12 protein-coding genes are annotated in these 14,022 nt (G+C 54.9%); 2 read left to right on the top strand and 10 right to left on the bottom strand.

What is annotated here, in order from left to right:
* Positions 1-7: 7 nt before the first annotated feature.
* Both FVB43_RS11430 and FVB43_RS11425 read right to left on the bottom strand, forming a co-directional pair.
* Complete coding sequence (locus tag FVB43_RS11430; protein WP_133846191.1) at positions 8-1,516, bottom strand: PTS transporter subunit EIIC; 1,509 nt, start codon at positions 1,514-1,516, stop codon at positions 8-10.
* A 121-nt stretch (positions 1,517-1,637) separates the two neighbouring features.
* Positions 1,638-2,396, bottom strand: a complete 759-nt coding sequence (locus tag FVB43_RS11425; protein WP_133846190.1) for a MurR/RpiR family transcriptional regulator — start codon at positions 2,394-2,396, stop codon at positions 1,638-1,640.
* Positions 2,397-2,709: 313 nt separating this feature from the next.
* Here FVB43_RS11425 and rnhA point away from each other — a divergent pair, with 313 nt between their 5' ends.
* Positions 2,710-3,177 (top strand): ribonuclease HI, encoded by a 468-nt coding sequence (gene rnhA / locus FVB43_RS11420; RefSeq protein WP_133846189.1) that lies wholly within the window; start codon positions 2,710-2,712, stop codon positions 3,175-3,177.
* 98 nt (positions 3,178-3,275) lie between these two features.
* Here the strand turns inward: rnhA and FVB43_RS11415 are convergent, their stop codons facing one another.
* The 8 genes from FVB43_RS11415 to FVB43_RS11380 all read right to left on the bottom strand — a co-directional run bounded on the left by FVB43_RS11415 (position 3,276) and on the right by FVB43_RS11380 (position 13,510).
* Positions 3,276-4,019 (bottom strand): SDR family oxidoreductase, encoded by a 744-nt coding sequence (locus FVB43_RS11415; protein ID WP_167864033.1) that lies wholly within the window; start codon positions 4,017-4,019, stop codon positions 3,276-3,278.
* Between the two features lie 78 nt (positions 4,020-4,097).
* Complete coding sequence (gene gcvP, locus FVB43_RS11410) at positions 4,098-6,959, bottom strand: aminomethyl-transferring glycine dehydrogenase (protein ID WP_167864032.1); 2,862 nt, start codon at positions 6,957-6,959, stop codon at positions 4,098-4,100.
* A gap of 200 nt (positions 6,960-7,159) precedes the next feature.
* Positions 7,160-7,543 (bottom strand): glycine cleavage system protein GcvH, encoded by a 384-nt coding sequence (gcvH, locus tag FVB43_RS11405; protein WP_133846186.1) that lies wholly within the window; start codon positions 7,541-7,543, stop codon positions 7,160-7,162.
* A 63-nt stretch (positions 7,544-7,606) separates the two neighbouring features.
* Positions 7,607-8,719 (bottom strand): glycine cleavage system aminomethyltransferase GcvT, encoded by a 1,113-nt coding sequence (gene gcvT / locus FVB43_RS11400; RefSeq protein ID WP_167864031.1) that lies wholly within the window; start codon positions 8,717-8,719, stop codon positions 7,607-7,609.
* A 447-nt stretch (positions 8,720-9,166) separates the two neighbouring features.
* Complete coding sequence (gene ubiI / locus FVB43_RS11395) at positions 9,167-10,369, bottom strand: FAD-dependent 2-octaprenylphenol hydroxylase (RefSeq protein ID WP_159337597.1); 1,203 nt, start codon at positions 10,367-10,369, stop codon at positions 9,167-9,169.
* 13 nt (positions 10,370-10,382) lie between these two features.
* On the bottom strand, positions 10,383-11,561 hold the full coding sequence (ubiH, locus tag FVB43_RS11390) for a 2-octaprenyl-6-methoxyphenyl hydroxylase (protein WP_167864030.1): 1,179 nt from the start codon (positions 11,559-11,561) through the stop codon (positions 10,383-10,385).
* Positions 11,558-12,874, bottom strand: coding sequence for a Xaa-Pro aminopeptidase (pepP, locus tag FVB43_RS11385; RefSeq protein ID WP_159337594.1), 1,317 nt, complete (start codon positions 12,872-12,874; stop codon positions 11,558-11,560). The genes ubiH and pepP overlap by 4 nt, the downstream gene beginning before the upstream one ends.
* A 57-nt stretch (positions 12,875-12,931) precedes the next feature.
* Positions 12,932-13,510 (bottom strand): YecA/YgfB family protein, encoded by a 579-nt coding sequence (locus FVB43_RS11380; RefSeq protein ID WP_133846181.1) that lies wholly within the window; start codon positions 13,508-13,510, stop codon positions 12,932-12,934.
* Between the two features lie 170 nt (positions 13,511-13,680).
* On the opposite strand from FVB43_RS11380, the gene zapA reads away from it, so the two are divergent.
* The gene (zapA, locus tag FVB43_RS11375; protein ID WP_062744299.1) at positions 13,681-14,010 is read left to right on the top strand and encodes a cell division protein ZapA; all 330 of its coding nucleotides are present in this window, start codon (positions 13,681-13,683) and stop codon (positions 14,008-14,010) included.
* The last annotated feature ends 12 nt before the right edge of the window (positions 14,011-14,022 follow it).

The raw sequence follows: 14,022 nt of genomic DNA, 5'->3' as shown, positions 1-14,022 counted from the left end.
CAGTCATTCAGACAGCGTTGACATTAGCCATCACACGTTTTTCTGTCGGGATCTCTTCTTTAAATCCACCCAGCCAGGCGAACACCACGCCCAATACAAAGGCCACGCTCACAGACAGCAGGAAGCCGAGAAATTGCGTCATATGCCCTTCTTTAAAGAACACCGGTAAGACCGCAATACCCGGTATGCAGTAGCTCCATGACACTGCATTGAATGCCCCGGCGATGGCGCCACCGATAGCCCCGGCCAGACATCCACAAATCATCGGGCGCTTGAGACGCAGTGCCACGCCATAGATAGCCGGTTCCGTAATACCAAACAGAGCGGTGATCCCGGCAGAGAGCGCAACGCGTTTCAGTTCATCGTCTTTGGCTTTCAGATAGACACCAAAAACGGCGCCGGCCATGCCAAACACGGCTGAAGCCTGTAATCCGGTAAAGGTGTCGTAGCCCAGCGTGGCGTAGTTGCCTACCGTGACCGGGGTAATGCCCCAGTGAACCCCCAGGGTGACCAGTGGCATCCAGACAGCACCGACAACAAAACCAGCAATGGACGGGCTGAGATGGTACAGCGAGTTGTAAACACCACCGATTGCACCGCCTATCATGTTGCCGACAGGTCCGAACGCCAGCAGCGTTAAGGGCACCATAATGGCGAGGCAGAACATTGGGGTGAACATATTGCGGATGACGATGGGCAGCACGCGTTCAAAGAAGCGCTGCACATAAGACATGATCCATACCATCAGGATGATAGGGATCACCGAGGAGGTATAGCTGAGATACTGCACCGGCAAACCGAGGAAGGTGAGGGGATCAGCGGTCAGCGGAATACCTGCTACCTCGACCAGTACTTTGGCAATTTCCGGGTTATCGACCGCCGCTTTCATCAATGCCTGCAACGCAGGATCGGCAGAGTTCGCCAGCAGGATCTTATTGGCCGTCAGCATGTTGATGTAGTCAGGTGAAACCAGGGCACAGGCGGCAATGACTGCCGTGAAAGGATTTACATTGAATTTTTTCGCCGCGGTGAAAGCCACCATCACGGGCAGGAAAGTAAAACCAGTCCAGGAAACAAAGTTAAGAATGCGGTAAGTGCCGCTGGCAGGGTCCATCCACCCCAGTGCAGCGAACAATGAAATCAGCCCCTGTAATACGCCACATGCCGCCAGTGGATAGAGGAAGGGGGCGAAGATGCTGGAGATAATATCCATCAAGCGATTGACGACACCGACATTGGGTGCACTGACCGCCACGCTTTCGTCGATATTCAGCAGGTGCTGTACTTCGCGATAGGCATCTCCCACGTGATTGCCGATGACGACCTGCAATTGACCGCTGGATTCAACGGCGGTAATCACGCCCTTAACGCGCTTTAAGGTGTCTTTATCTACCTGAGAATAATCTTTAAGGACGAATCGTAATCTCGTGGCACAATGCGTGACACTGATCACATTATCATCACCACCAATCAGAACGACGATCTCTTTCGCCGATTCAGCATAGTTAATTGCCATCACGTGTCTTCCGTTGCCATTAGTTTAATTTAAGTCGTTCGCGCTTAAATATTTAGAAATTAATGGTAAAAAAAGACACTGTTAAAGTCACGTTATAACAAAAACACAGGCTCGTCATTTGTCACAAGAAAGAAACACCCTGTGACATTTCCGGCGTCATTTTATTAGCCAACTGACGACCAATAGATTCAAGGATATAAATCACTGGAACCTGCGTCGTAATGTCATATTCATTCGCGATTAACACTCTGGATACATGATAGGAAACATTAAAGTCAGCCATTAAGGCAAGAGTGGATTTGTTATTACTGGTTATGCTGACAATTTTGCATTGATGAATGAGAAACTGTTTGGCTAATTTAATAATTTCAGGGGTTTCACCCGAAACTGATAGCACGATAGCCACCGCATTTTTGTACATATCGGTGCTGACAGGATAGTAGGGATCATCAATATGGTTGCTGAACTTGCCAATGTTAGAGAAGAAGCGTGCCCCATACTTACCCAGTGTACCTGAGCTGCCTGCACCAACGAAGATCACACGCTCAGCCGCGACAATATGTTCTGCTGCACTGATAATTAATTCATCGAAGTCATTATTATTAATACTTTTAAAGAAGCTAAGTATTTCATCGGCACCATGTGGCAACAGTATTTTTTTATCCTGCTCCAGATACATTCTCAGATAGGCTTTGAATTCAGAATATCCATTGAAGTTTATCTTCTTGCAAAAACGCAATACCGTTGCCGTCGACACCTGAGAACTGTTTGCAAGCTCTCTGATTGTCATGTACACAACAGTATTCAAATTTTTAATTACAAAATTATAAACTTTATTCTCCAACGCGTTTAAAGTGGATATCGTCTTGTTGGTAAACATTCATCAATCTCTTTATCAATGGCGAAAGAAACAGCAATTAACCCTGTAACACGGTGTGACACCGTAGTTTTTTTGGCGCTTTGTTCCCAATAGAAACCGTAATCAATATTCAAATTTGTGATTCAGAGCACAATTGGAGCAGGCCCTGCTTTTATCGTTAATCCCATTTCACGGTCCTGCAGATATTTTGTATACAGGCCACACCCCGTTGAAGACGAAAGGGCCGTTCGTGGACCGGGTGAACGGTATTTACGGTGCTCATCAGGCGCATTTATGGCAGACTTGGCGTTTTTCTACAGGGAGTCTACCAGAGATGCTTAAGCAGGTAGAAATTTTCACCGACGGTTCGTGCCTTGGCAACCCTGGCCCCGGGGGATATGGCGCGATTATGCGCTATGGCAAGCATGAGAAAACGTACAGCGCAGGTTTCCACCTGACCACCAACAACCGCATGGAAATGATGGCGGCGATTGTGGCACTGGAAGCGCTGACACAGCCTTGTGCGGTGGTGCTGAGTACCGACAGTCAGTATGTTCGTCAGGGAATTACCACCTGGATACATAACTGGAAAAAACGCGGCTGGAAAACCACCGATAAGAAGCCGGTTAAGAATGTCGACCTGTGGAAGCGCCTGGATGCGGCCCTCAGCCACCATGAGATCACCTGGAAGTGGGTTAAAGGTCATGCGGGCCACGTTGAGAATGAACGTTGTGATGAGCTGGCACGCGCGGCGGCCGGGAATCCCACGTCCGACGATGTCGGCTATATTTCCGAGCTTTAAGAGAGAGGGAGGGGCTGACCTTTTTCAGCCAGCCCCTCTACCCGATAAGAACTGGCCTTAGGCGTTATCGTTTATTGCCATCATCCGACCACGTTATCTCAGCGGCCGCCCGCCGCATCAATAAATGTTCCGGTAATGTATGACGCCTCATCACTGAGCAACCAGGCAATCGCGCGCGCGATCTCTTCCGGCTGGCCACCGCGCTGCATTGGAATGCCGGGTGCCAGCCGATCGACCCGCTGCGGTTCCCCCCCGTCCGCATGCATGTCGGTGTAAATAAAGCCCGGACGCACGCCGTTCACTCTGATACCCTGCGCCGCCACTTCCAGCGATAGCCCTTTAGTCAGCGTATCCATTGCCCCTTTTGATGCGGCGTAATCAACATATTCACCCGGCGCCCCCGTTCTGGCGGCCGCCGAGGAAACATTGACAATCGCCCCGCCGCTCCCACCGTGATGGTGGCCCATGCGCTTAACCGCTTCGCGACAGCAAAGAAAACTGCCCGTGACGTTGGTGGCAAAGACCCGGTTAATGCGCTCTGCCGTGAGCTGTTCCAGCGTGGCCTGCTGAAACAGGATACCGGCATTATTGACCAGCGCCGTCAATTGCCCCGGCTGACGGTCGATGTCAGCAAACATCGCCATCACCTGCGCTTCATCAGCAATATCCGCCTGAAGGGCAAAAGCACTGCCTCCCTGCTGCTCAATCATATCCACGACTTCAAGCGCAGCATCGGTGCGCCGGGCGAAGCTGACGGCGACCCGCCAGCCCATTTGTGCCAACAGAATGGCGGTAGCCCGGCCAATGCCGCGACTGCCGCCTGTCACTAATGCGATTTTCATGCTGTTTATCCCATAAAAAAGGGTTGACCGAAACGAAGGTCAACCCTTACAGATTATCCGCCGCTGATCACGATGCGGTTATTCGTATTCGCTCATCGGTACACAGGAACAGAACAGATTACGGTCACCGTAAACATCATCCAGACGTTTCACTGTTGGCCAGTATTTATTCGCGCTCCCGGCCGGGAATACCGCCAGTTCACGCGTATAAGGATGGCCCCACTCGCCGACAATTTCCATCTGGGTATGCGGTGCATTCACCAGTGGGTTATCTTCCAGCGGCCATTCACCCTCGACGACACGGTCAATTTCACTGCGGATCGCCAGCATGGCATCGATAAAGCGGTCCAGTTCGGTTTTGCTCTCTGACTCAGTCGGTTCCACCATCAGCGTACCGGCCACCGGGAATGACATGGTCGGCGCATGGAAACCGTAGTCGATCAGGCGTTTAGCGATATCCAACTCGCTGATGCCGGTCTGCTCTTTCAGCGGGCGGATATCCAGAATGCATTCGTGCGCCACGCGGCCGTCACGTCCGGCGTAGAGGATTGGATAAGCCGATTGCAGACGGTGAGCAATGTAGTTGGCATTGAGGATCGCCACGGAACTCGCCTGCTTCAGCCCTTCCGCACCCATCATGCGGATATACATCCAGCTGATAGGCAGGATGGAGGCGCTGCCAAACGGTGCAGCAGAAACCGCGCCCTGTCCGGTCAGCATGCCTTCAATCTGTACCACACTGTGGCCCGGAACAAACGGTGCCAGGTGCGCCTTGACGCCAATCGGTCCCATACCTGGCCCGCCGCCGCCGTGCGGAATGCAGAAGGTTTTGTGCAGGTTCAGATGCGACACATCTGCGCCGATATAGCCCGGCGTGGTGATCCCCACCTGGGCATTCATATTGGCACCATCGAGATAGACCTGGCCACCAAACTGATGAACGATCTGACAGACCTCACGGATCGTCTCTTCATAAACACCGTGGGTCGACGGGTAGGTCACCATAATGCAGGAGAGCGCGTCGCCCGCCTGTTCGGCTTTCAAACGCAGATCGTGAAGATCGATATTGCCCTGCTTATCACAGGCCACCACGACCACTTCCATGCCCGCCATCTGTGCAGAAGCTGGGTTGGTACCGTGTGCTGAGCTTGGGATCAGGCAGATATTACGCCCCGCTTCGTTGCGACTTTCGTGGTAACGGCGGATCGCCAGCAGACCGGCGTACTCCCCCTGCGCACCCGAATTCGGCTGCATACAGAGTGCATCGTAACCCGTCAGCTGAACCAGCCAGCGGGAAAGCTGACCGATCATTTGCAGGTAGCCGCCTGCCTGTTCGGCCGGGCAGAACGGGTGCAGTTCGGCAAATTCGGGCCAGGTGATGGGGATCATCTCCGCCGCCGCGTTCAACTTCATGGTGCAGGAGCCAAGCGGGATCATCGCCTGGTTCAGTGCCAGATCTTTACGCTCCAGGCTATGCATGTAACGCATCATCTCGGTTTCGCTGTGATGACGGTTAAATACCGGGTGGGTCAGGATCGCTTCCTGACGGGTCATCGCCGCCGGGATCGCCTGCGCGTCGGTATCCAGTGCATCGATATCCAGCCCGTGCTCATTGCCCAGCAGCACAGAGAACAGTGCGGTCACATCTTCACGGGTGGTGGTTTCATCCAGCGTGATGCCCACGGCATTCAAAATGTCGCTGCGCAGATTCATGCCAAAGCTCAGCGCGCGATCCAGCACCGCCGCTTTATCGCTGACTTCGACCGTCAGGGTATCGAACCAGGTTGCATGGCGCAGTTTCAGACCGCGCTGCTGCAAGCCCTGCGCGAGGATATCGGTCAGGCGGTGGATGCGACTGGCAATCCGCTTCAGGCCAACGGGACCGTGGAAAACCGCATACAGGCTGGCAATATTGGCCAGCAGTACCTGCGAGGTACAGATGTTGGAGTTGGCTTTCTCGCGGCGGATATGCTGTTCGCGGGTCTGCATCGCCATACGCAGTGCGGTATTACCGGCGGCATCACGGGATACGCCGATAATGCGTCCTGGCATCGAGCGTTTATGCTCGTCACGCGCAGCAAAGAAGGCAGCATGTGGGCCGCCGTAACCCATTGGCACGCCAAAACGCTGGGCAGAACCAAAGACAATATCTGCGCCCTGTTTACCCGGTGCCTGTAACAGCACCAGCGTCATCATGTCGGCCGCCACGCTCACGACCACTTTGCGGCTTTTCAGCTCGGTAATCAGGTCAGCATAATCATGCACTTCCCCGCCAGTCCCCACCTGCTGCAGCAGCACACCAAAGACATCGTCCAGCTCCAGCACTTTTTCCGCTTTGTCCACCAGCACGTCAAACCCGAAGGTTTCCGCACGGGTACGCACCACATCCAGCGTCTGAGGATGAATATCGTCCGCGACAAAGAAACGGTTGGCATGTTTCAGTTTGCTGACGCGCTTCGCCATCGCCATCGCTTCAGCTGCGGCGGTGGCTTCGTCAAGCAGGGAGGCGGAAGCAATATCCAGCCCGGTGAGATCCAGCGTCAGTTGCTGGAAGTTCAGCAGCGCTTCCAGTCGCCCCTGCGACACTTCCGGTTGATAAGGGGTGTAAGCGGTGTACCAGCCCGGATTTTCCAGCATATTGCGCAGGATCACCGGTGGTGTCAGCACGGGGGTATAACCCATGCCGATATAAGATTTATAGCGTTGGTTCTGCGCTGCAATCGCTTTCAACTCGGCCAGCGCCAGATGCTCCGTCAGCGCATCACCCACCGCGGGCGGGCTGGGAAGCTGGATGTCGGCGGGCACAATCGAGGTTATCAGATCGGTCAGTGAGGCCGCGCCAATAGCATGAAGCATGGCGTCCTGCTGTTCCTGCGAAGGTCCAATATGGCGCTCGATAAATGCACCGTGATGTTCAAGCTGGCTGAGTTTCTGGGTCATGATCGGTCAATCCTGCATCGGGCATAAGTGGTAGGTAAAAATGGCCAACTCGCTAACAAAGCAATATGACATAGCGTTATCGGCGCAGTCAGTTCGGGTGCGGACAGCGCGCAAGAACCGGAGCGTACACAAAGTACGTGAGGATTCAGAGCACTGCCCAATCCCGAAATGGCAAGTAAGATAGCTATCCAGCGGATCGCTTATTCAATCAGTCCCTGATAGGCGGCCGCATCTAACAACGTCTCAAACTCGGTATCATCAACCGCTTTGATGCGGAACAACCAGCCATCGGTGTACGGGGAGCTGTTGACCAGTTCCGGCTCTGAATCCAGACCGCTGTTCACTTCCACGATTTCACCACTTAACGGTGCATAAATATCTGAGGCTGCCTTGACTGACTCTGCCACCGCACAGTCTTCGCCCTGGCTGTAGGTGTTGCCCACATCCGGCAGGTCAACAAACACCATGTCACCTAACAGTTCCTGCGCGTGTTCGGTAATCCCAACGGTATAAGTGCCATCGGCCTCTTTACGCACCCATTCATGGCTGTCACGGTATTTCAGTTCTGCTGGTACATTGCTCATCAACATGCTCTCCAAAAATCGTCTTATCTTTATACGCCGCAGAAGTTCTGCTGCGTGGAATCACTATTTTGTCACCGGTTTACCGGCACGAACAAAAACAGGTTTAGTGACGCGCACCGGCATTTCGCGGTTGCGAATTTGCACCACGGCATGTTCACCAATGCCCGCAGGGACACGCGCCAGGGCGATGCTACAACCCAGCGTTGGGGAAAATGAGCCGCTGGTAATAATCCCTTCACGCAGGTTGCCATCGGCATCGGTAAAATGCACTGGCAATGCGTTACGCAGCACACCTTTCTCCGTCATGATCAGACCCACCAACTGTTCCGTTCCCTTCTCGCGCTGAAATTCCAGCGCTTCGCGGCCAATAAACTGGCGGTCGGTGGGTTCCCAGCTAATGGTCCAGCCCATATTGGCGGCCAGCGGAGAAACCCCTTCGTCCATTTCCTGGCCGTAGAGATTCATTCCGGCTTCAAGACGCAGGGTATCGCGCGCGCCCAGCCCCGCAGGTTTCACCCCCGCAGCCAGCAGTTGTTGCCAGAAGCCGACCGCCTGCTCATTGGGCAGGGCAATTTCATAGCCAGACTCCCCGGTGTACCCGGTCGTGGCAATAAACAGTTCGCCGGACTGAACGCCGAAGAACGGCTTCATGCCGCTGACTGCCGCACGCTGTTCTTCATTGAATAAGGTTTGTGCTTTTTGCTGAGCATGAGGCCCCTGTACGGCAATCAGCGAGAGGTCATCACGCTCTGTCAGCAGGACACCGAAGGCCGCTGCATGCTCGCCGATCCACGCCAGATCTTTTTCACGTGTGGCGGAGTTAACCACCAGTCGGAAAAAGTCTTCGCTCATAAAGTAAACAATCAGATCGTCTATTACGCCAGCGGATGCATTGAGCATGGCGGTGTAGAGGGCTTTGCCGGGCTGAGTCAGCCGGGCGACATCGTTGGCCAGCAGATAGCGTAGAAACTCGCGGGTGCGCGCACCACGCAGATCGACGATGGTCATATGGGAAACGTCAAACATCCCGGCATCAGTACGTACCGCGTGATGTTCATCCATCTGAGAGCCGTAGTGAAGCGGCATCATCCAGCCATGAAAATCGACCATGCGGGCACCACTTAAATGGTGTTGTTCGAATAACGGGGTCTGCTGAGTCGGGGTTTGCTGAGTCATAGTTTTCCTGTGCCATCCGGTTGCTGACGAGTGTTTTTTACCGCCTGCTGCGGCCAACGCAATCGTTACCTTCGCTACGAACTTACCACTGAAGTTGTCAATTAACCATAAGATAAACGAGGTCGAATTCGCTCTGAGCCAAAAAGGAGCAGAACCCATTTTCTGGTTTTTTCCGCTGGAAAAATGCGTTATCACACACAAAGATGGCAATTAATGGGGAACAGGACAGTTAAAAGACATAGTGATGGCATTCCTGGCCTAAAAAATGACTTGCGCAGAATAGCGCTGACATTATTAAAAGTAATGCGAAGTGACAGGTGAAATTAGAATTTTTCAAACGATGTGCAAAAAAGGGGCAACCCTTGCCCTCTGATTGCGCAGCAGGAGAATGACGGAATAACAGGCGTAAAAAAGGGGAGCCTCAGCTCCCCTACTCTTTCATTCAGCTCAACGCAGCCACTCAGGAAGGTCGTGCAGGCCCATCGCCTGTTTCAACAGACGCGGCTTCACGCCTGGCAGGTTATCTGCCAGGGCAAGACCCACATCACGCAACAGTTTCTTCGCCGGGTTGTTGCCGTCAAACAACTCGCGGAACCCCTGCATACTGGCCAGCATCACAGCGGCACTGTGCTTGCGAGTGCGCTCATAGCGGCGCAGATAAAGGTGCTGTCCAATGTCTTTGCCCTGCTGTTGCAGGCGCTTAACCTCACCGATTAGCGCGGCGGCATCCATAAAGCCAAGGTTAACGCCCTGCCCGGCCAGCGGGTGAATGGTATGTGCCGCATCGCCTACCAGTGCCAGACGATGTGCCGCAAAATTACGCGCATAGCGCCCCATCAGCGGGAAGGTTTGACGTTCACTTGAAAGCGTACACAAGCCAAGCTTCATATCGAACGCCACCGATAGCTGCTGGTTGAACACCGCTTCCGGCATCGCCTGTAAGCGCGAAGCCTCCTGCGGCGACAGCGACCAGACAATCGAACAGAGGTGCGGATCGCGCAGTGGTAAGAAGGCCAGAATACCGTCACCGTGAAACACCTGACGGGCTACCGACTCATGGGGCTGCGCCGTGCGGATATTGGCGACCAGCGCATGGTGCTGATAATCCCAGAAGGTCAACGGAATATCGGCTTTGTTGCGCAGCCAGGAGTTGGCACCGTCTGCGGCCACCAGCAGCCGGGCGGTCATCATGCTGCCATCCTGCAACGTGACAAAGGCTTCATTATCACCAAATGCTACCTGCTGAAGCTCCGCTGGGGCCACCAGCGTGATATCGCTGAGGCTTTCTGCCCGTTGCCACAACGCCTGGTGAATGACCCGGTTTTCAATAATATGCCCGAGGTGCGCTAATCCCTGCTGCTCATCATCAAAAGCAATATGACCAAAACTGTCACGGTCCCACACTTCCATGCCGTGATAGGCACTGGCACCGGAACTGAGGATCGCATCCCAGACGCCAAGATGCTGCAACAGGCGTTCGCTGGCCGCATTAATTGCAGAAACGCGTAACGCAGGAGGGGCGGCATTATCCAGCGCCTGCGGTATTTCGCGCTCCAGTACCGCAACGCGCAATCCGCTGCCCTGTAGGCCACAGGCCACGGCCAGCCCAACCATTCCGCCACCGGCGATGATCACATCATAGGTTTGCATGACTGCTTTCTCCTCAACGCTTAACCCAGCCCAACGTGCGCTCGGCCAGCAAATTACGTAATGGCGGCAGATGGTCCATCGCCATCAGCCCCAGGTTGCGCCCTGCAACCAGCGGCGTATATCGGTTTGCAAACAGTCGGACCAGCCCGTCGGTGATGCCAATCGTGGCCTGCGCGTCCGGCTGGCGTCGTTGCTGATAGTGGTTCAGCGTGGCATACGCCCCCACCCCTTGCCCGGCACGCCATGCGGCCGCCAGCGTTTCCGCCAGCGACATGACATCACGGATACCGAGGTTAAACCCCTGACCGGCAATCGGATGCAGCGTTTGTGCCGCATTACCGACCAGCGCCAGTCGATGGGAAATATGCTGCGCAGCGGTTTGCAGTTGCAGCGGATAACTGTCGCGCTGCCCCACCTGGGTGATGCGCCCCAGCCGCCAGCCAAAGGCTTTTTGTAATTCTGCGAGGAAGCGCGCATCGCTCCAGCTATCGACCGCCGCTTTCTGCGCCAGCGGATGGCACCAGACCAGTGAGCTACGCCCCCCGGACATCGGCAGCAGTGCCAGCGGCCCATGTTCAGTAAAGCGCTCAAACGCCTGCCCCTGATGCGGTAATTGGGTCGAGACGTTAGCGATGACGGCCACCTGCTGGTAATCCGCACTTTGCCACTGTAAACCGCAGGCAGCAGCCACACGTGAACGAGAACCATCGGCCGCCACCAGCAGATCGCCCGTCAACCGCTCACCGCTCTCCAGTAACACGCTGACGCTCTCCTGAGTGCGTTCCACCCCGGCGACTTTGTCCGGGCAGCGCAGGGTGATGCCGGATGCTTTTTTCAGACGGGCGAACAGTCGCTGCCCAACTTCATGCAGCTCAACCACCTGGCCCAGCGCCGACACATCGTAGTCAGCCGCCGCCAGCGAGACAAAACTGGCATGCCCGCGATCGCTGACATGCACATCGGTGATCGCGGTCGCAGCCGATGCCAGCACCGGCCAGAGGCCGATAGCGGCCAGTTGCTGACAGGTGCCTTCGGCCAGAGCAATCGCCCGTCCGTCAAAGCCGGGATGGGCCCGGCTGGCAGGCTCCGTCCCCTCGACCAGCGTTACCGCCAGTTTTCCTTGCGTCAGGTGTGAGATCGCCAGTGCCAGCGTAGCGCCAGCCATCCCTCCTCCTGCGATAATTATGCTCATGAACGCTTCGCTGCCGCCATCAATGCTTCAATCTCATCGGCATCTTTCACCACCGTATCTGTCAGGTTTTCGTTACCTTCGGCGGTGATAATGATGTCATCTTCAATGCGAATCCCAATACCACGGTACTCGGCGGGTACATCGGCATCTGGCGCAATGTATAAACCCGGTTCGATAGTCAGCACCATGCCCACTTCCAGAATACGGTCCCGGTCCACACCGTAGTCACCCACATCATGCACGTCCAGCCCCAGCCAGTGGCTCAGGCCGTGCATAAAGAACTGACGGTGGGCATTTTCAGCAATCAGCGTGTCGACATCGCCATGCAAAATGCCCAGCTTCACCAGACCGCTGACCATGACGCCAACCGCCGCCGCCGTCACGTCACGAATGCTGGTGCCGGGACGATACAGCTCAAGCGAGCGGTAAAGCGCCGCCAGTACGATGTCGTAGATGGCGCGCTGCGGTGCGGTAAATTTGCCCCCCACCGGGAAGGTTCGGGTGATATCGCCCGCATACCCCTGGAGTTCGCACCCGGCGTCGATCAGCACCAGCTGCCCCTCGCGCATCTGACTTTCGTTTTCGGTGTAGTGCAGAATACAGCCGTTATCGCCCGCGCCAACGATGGTGTTGTAGGACGGGAAGCGGGCACCGTGGCGGTTAAATTCGTGATGAATTTCCCCTTCCAACTGGTATTCATACATCCCGGGGCGCGACGTTTGCATTGCGCGCGTGTGGGCCAGTGCGCTGATGCGCCCGGCTTCACGCAGCACCGCCTGCTCTTCAGGTGATTTAATCAGACGCAGCTCATGCACCCATGGGCGCCAGTCGGTCAGCGTCGCGGGCGCAGAGAGGTTCTGTCGTGAGCCACGGCGCAGTGTCTCCAGTGCTTTGAAAACAACGGCGTCAGCAAAGTCATACTGGCCCTGAGCATGGTAAACCACATCCAGGCCGTTCAGCAGCAGATGCAGCTGATCGCCAATGTCATCCCACGGCAGAGCACGGTCAACGGCCAGGGTCGCAGGTGCAGCATCCTGACCCAGACGACGACCAAACCAGATTTCTGCCGTCAGATCCCGTACGCGGTTGAACAGGACGCTGTGATTATGATTGTCAGCGCTTTTAATCAGCAGCAGCGCGGCTTCCGGCTCGTTAAACCCGGTGAAGTACCAAAAATCACTGTTCTGTCGGTAGGGATACTCGCTGTCGTTACTGCGCGTTGCTTCCGGTGCGGCAAAGATCACCGCCGCGCTGGCCGGAGCCATCTTCGCTAACAGCGCCTGACGGCGGCGCAAAAACTCTTGCTGGGTCATTTGACCTCCTGAATGCTGTTCCGTTAAATCACCACTGGCGGCCGGGATGGCCCAGCCCTAGTGCAGCGTTGGCTTTTTCATCACGACATTGGTCGGTATCGCGCGGGTAAAGGTATCGTGACACAGCAGTGCGGCGACGCGCACATACTCGATCACCTCTTCCAGCGACTGTTCGAGCTCTTCCTGATCTTCATCTTCATCATAACCGAGCTGTGCGATAGTACGCAGATCGTCGATGGCTTCACCGGTTTCCCCTTTGACCTGACCAATTTTTGGCTGCGCCACTCCCAGACCCAGCAGGAAATGGTTCACCCAGCCGGCCAGTGCATCAGCACGGTCGAATACAGTGATGTCGTCATCTTCAGGCAGATAAAGCTGGAACAGGAAGCCTTCATCTTCCAGTGAGTTGCCGATCGCTTCGTGCATCTCCTGCAAAGGCTGCGCCAGGGTTTGTGAGAACGCCATGCCTTCGTTTGTCAGGTCGTGCACCAGCGTTTGCCAGTTGCTGTCATGGCTGCCGCCACAGATCAATCCACTGATCAGGCCATGCATTTCTGCAGGGGTCATTCCTACGCCCTGCTGCGTCAGTACTGAGGCCAGCGTGTTGTAGCCCGGCATTATGTTGGTTAGTGACATGAGTTTTGATCGTCGTTGGCTGGATAAGTTCGTGATATGCTACCACCAGGTGCCTCAACGATTCCAGAAAGGGGTTGTTTCTTATATTAGGGGTAGTTATAGTGGCGCCCCTCCCAAGCCCTTGAGCGGTAAGGGTGATTGCGGGCGCAGTAATCAGTCAGGATGGTGGCATGTCTGCACAACCGGTAGATATTCAAATTTTTGGCCGTTCATTAAGAGTAAATTGTCCGCCCGAACAGCAAGATGCGCTGAATCTGGCTGCCGAAGACCTCAATCAACGGTTGCAAGACTTAAAAGTTCGCACTAGAGTCACAAATACAGAGCAACTGGTATTCATTGCAGCACTGAACATTTGCCATGAACTCGCGCAGGAAAAAGTCAAAACCCGTGACTATGCGTCGAACATGGAACAACGAATTCGGATGCTACAACAGACCATTGAACAAGCATTGCTTGAGCAAGGTCGCATAACTGAACGTACCGGTGCGAAGTTCGAATAACACTTTAGCGTT

Origin of the sequence: Erwinia rhapontici (genome assembly GCF_012271765.1) — a bacterium.
Lineage (GTDB): Bacteria > Pseudomonadota > Gammaproteobacteria > Enterobacterales > Enterobacteriaceae > Erwinia > Erwinia rhapontici.
This window is presented reverse-complemented; position numbering and strand designations above follow the sequence as displayed.

Coding starts and splice junctions, on each gene's coding strand:
- FVB43_RS11425 (WP_133846190.1), bottom strand. CDS start 2,396: ATGTTTACCAACAAGACGATATCCACTTTAAACGCGTTGGAGAATAAA.
- rnhA (WP_133846189.1), top strand. CDS start 2,710: ATGCTTAAGCAGGTAGAAATTTTCACCGACGGTTCGTGCCTTGGCAAC.
- FVB43_RS11415 (WP_167864033.1), bottom strand. CDS start 4,019: ATGAAAATCGCATTAGTGACAGGCGGCAGTCGCGGCATTGGCCGGGCT.
- ubiI (WP_159337597.1), bottom strand. CDS start 10,369: ATGCAAACCTATGATGTGATCATCGCCGGTGGCGGAATGGTTGGGCTG.
- FVB43_RS11380 (WP_133846181.1), bottom strand. CDS start 13,510: ATGTCACTAACCAACATAATGCCGGGCTACAACACGCTGGCCTCAGTA.
- zapA (WP_062744299.1), top strand. CDS start 13,681: ATGTCTGCACAACCGGTAGATATTCAAATTTTTGGCCGTTCATTAAGA.
- gcvT (WP_167864031.1), bottom strand. CDS start 8,719: ATGACTCAGCAAACCCCGACTCAGCAGACCCCGTTATTCGAACAACAC.
- pepP (WP_159337594.1), bottom strand. CDS start 12,874: ATGACCCAGCAAGAGTTTTTGCGCCGCCGTCAGGCGCTGTTAGCGAAG.
- gcvP (WP_167864032.1), bottom strand. CDS start 6,959: ATGACCCAGAAACTCAGCCAGCTTGAACATCACGGTGCATTTATCGAG.
- ubiH (WP_167864030.1), bottom strand. CDS start 11,561: ATGAGCATAATTATCGCAGGAGGAGGGATGGCTGGCGCTACGCTGGCA.
- FVB43_RS11430 (WP_133846191.1), bottom strand. CDS start 1,516: ATGGCAATTAACTATGCTGAATCGGCGAAAGAGATCGTCGTTCTGATT.
- gcvH (WP_133846186.1), bottom strand. CDS start 7,543: ATGAGCAATGTACCAGCAGAACTGAAATACCGTGACAGCCATGAATGG.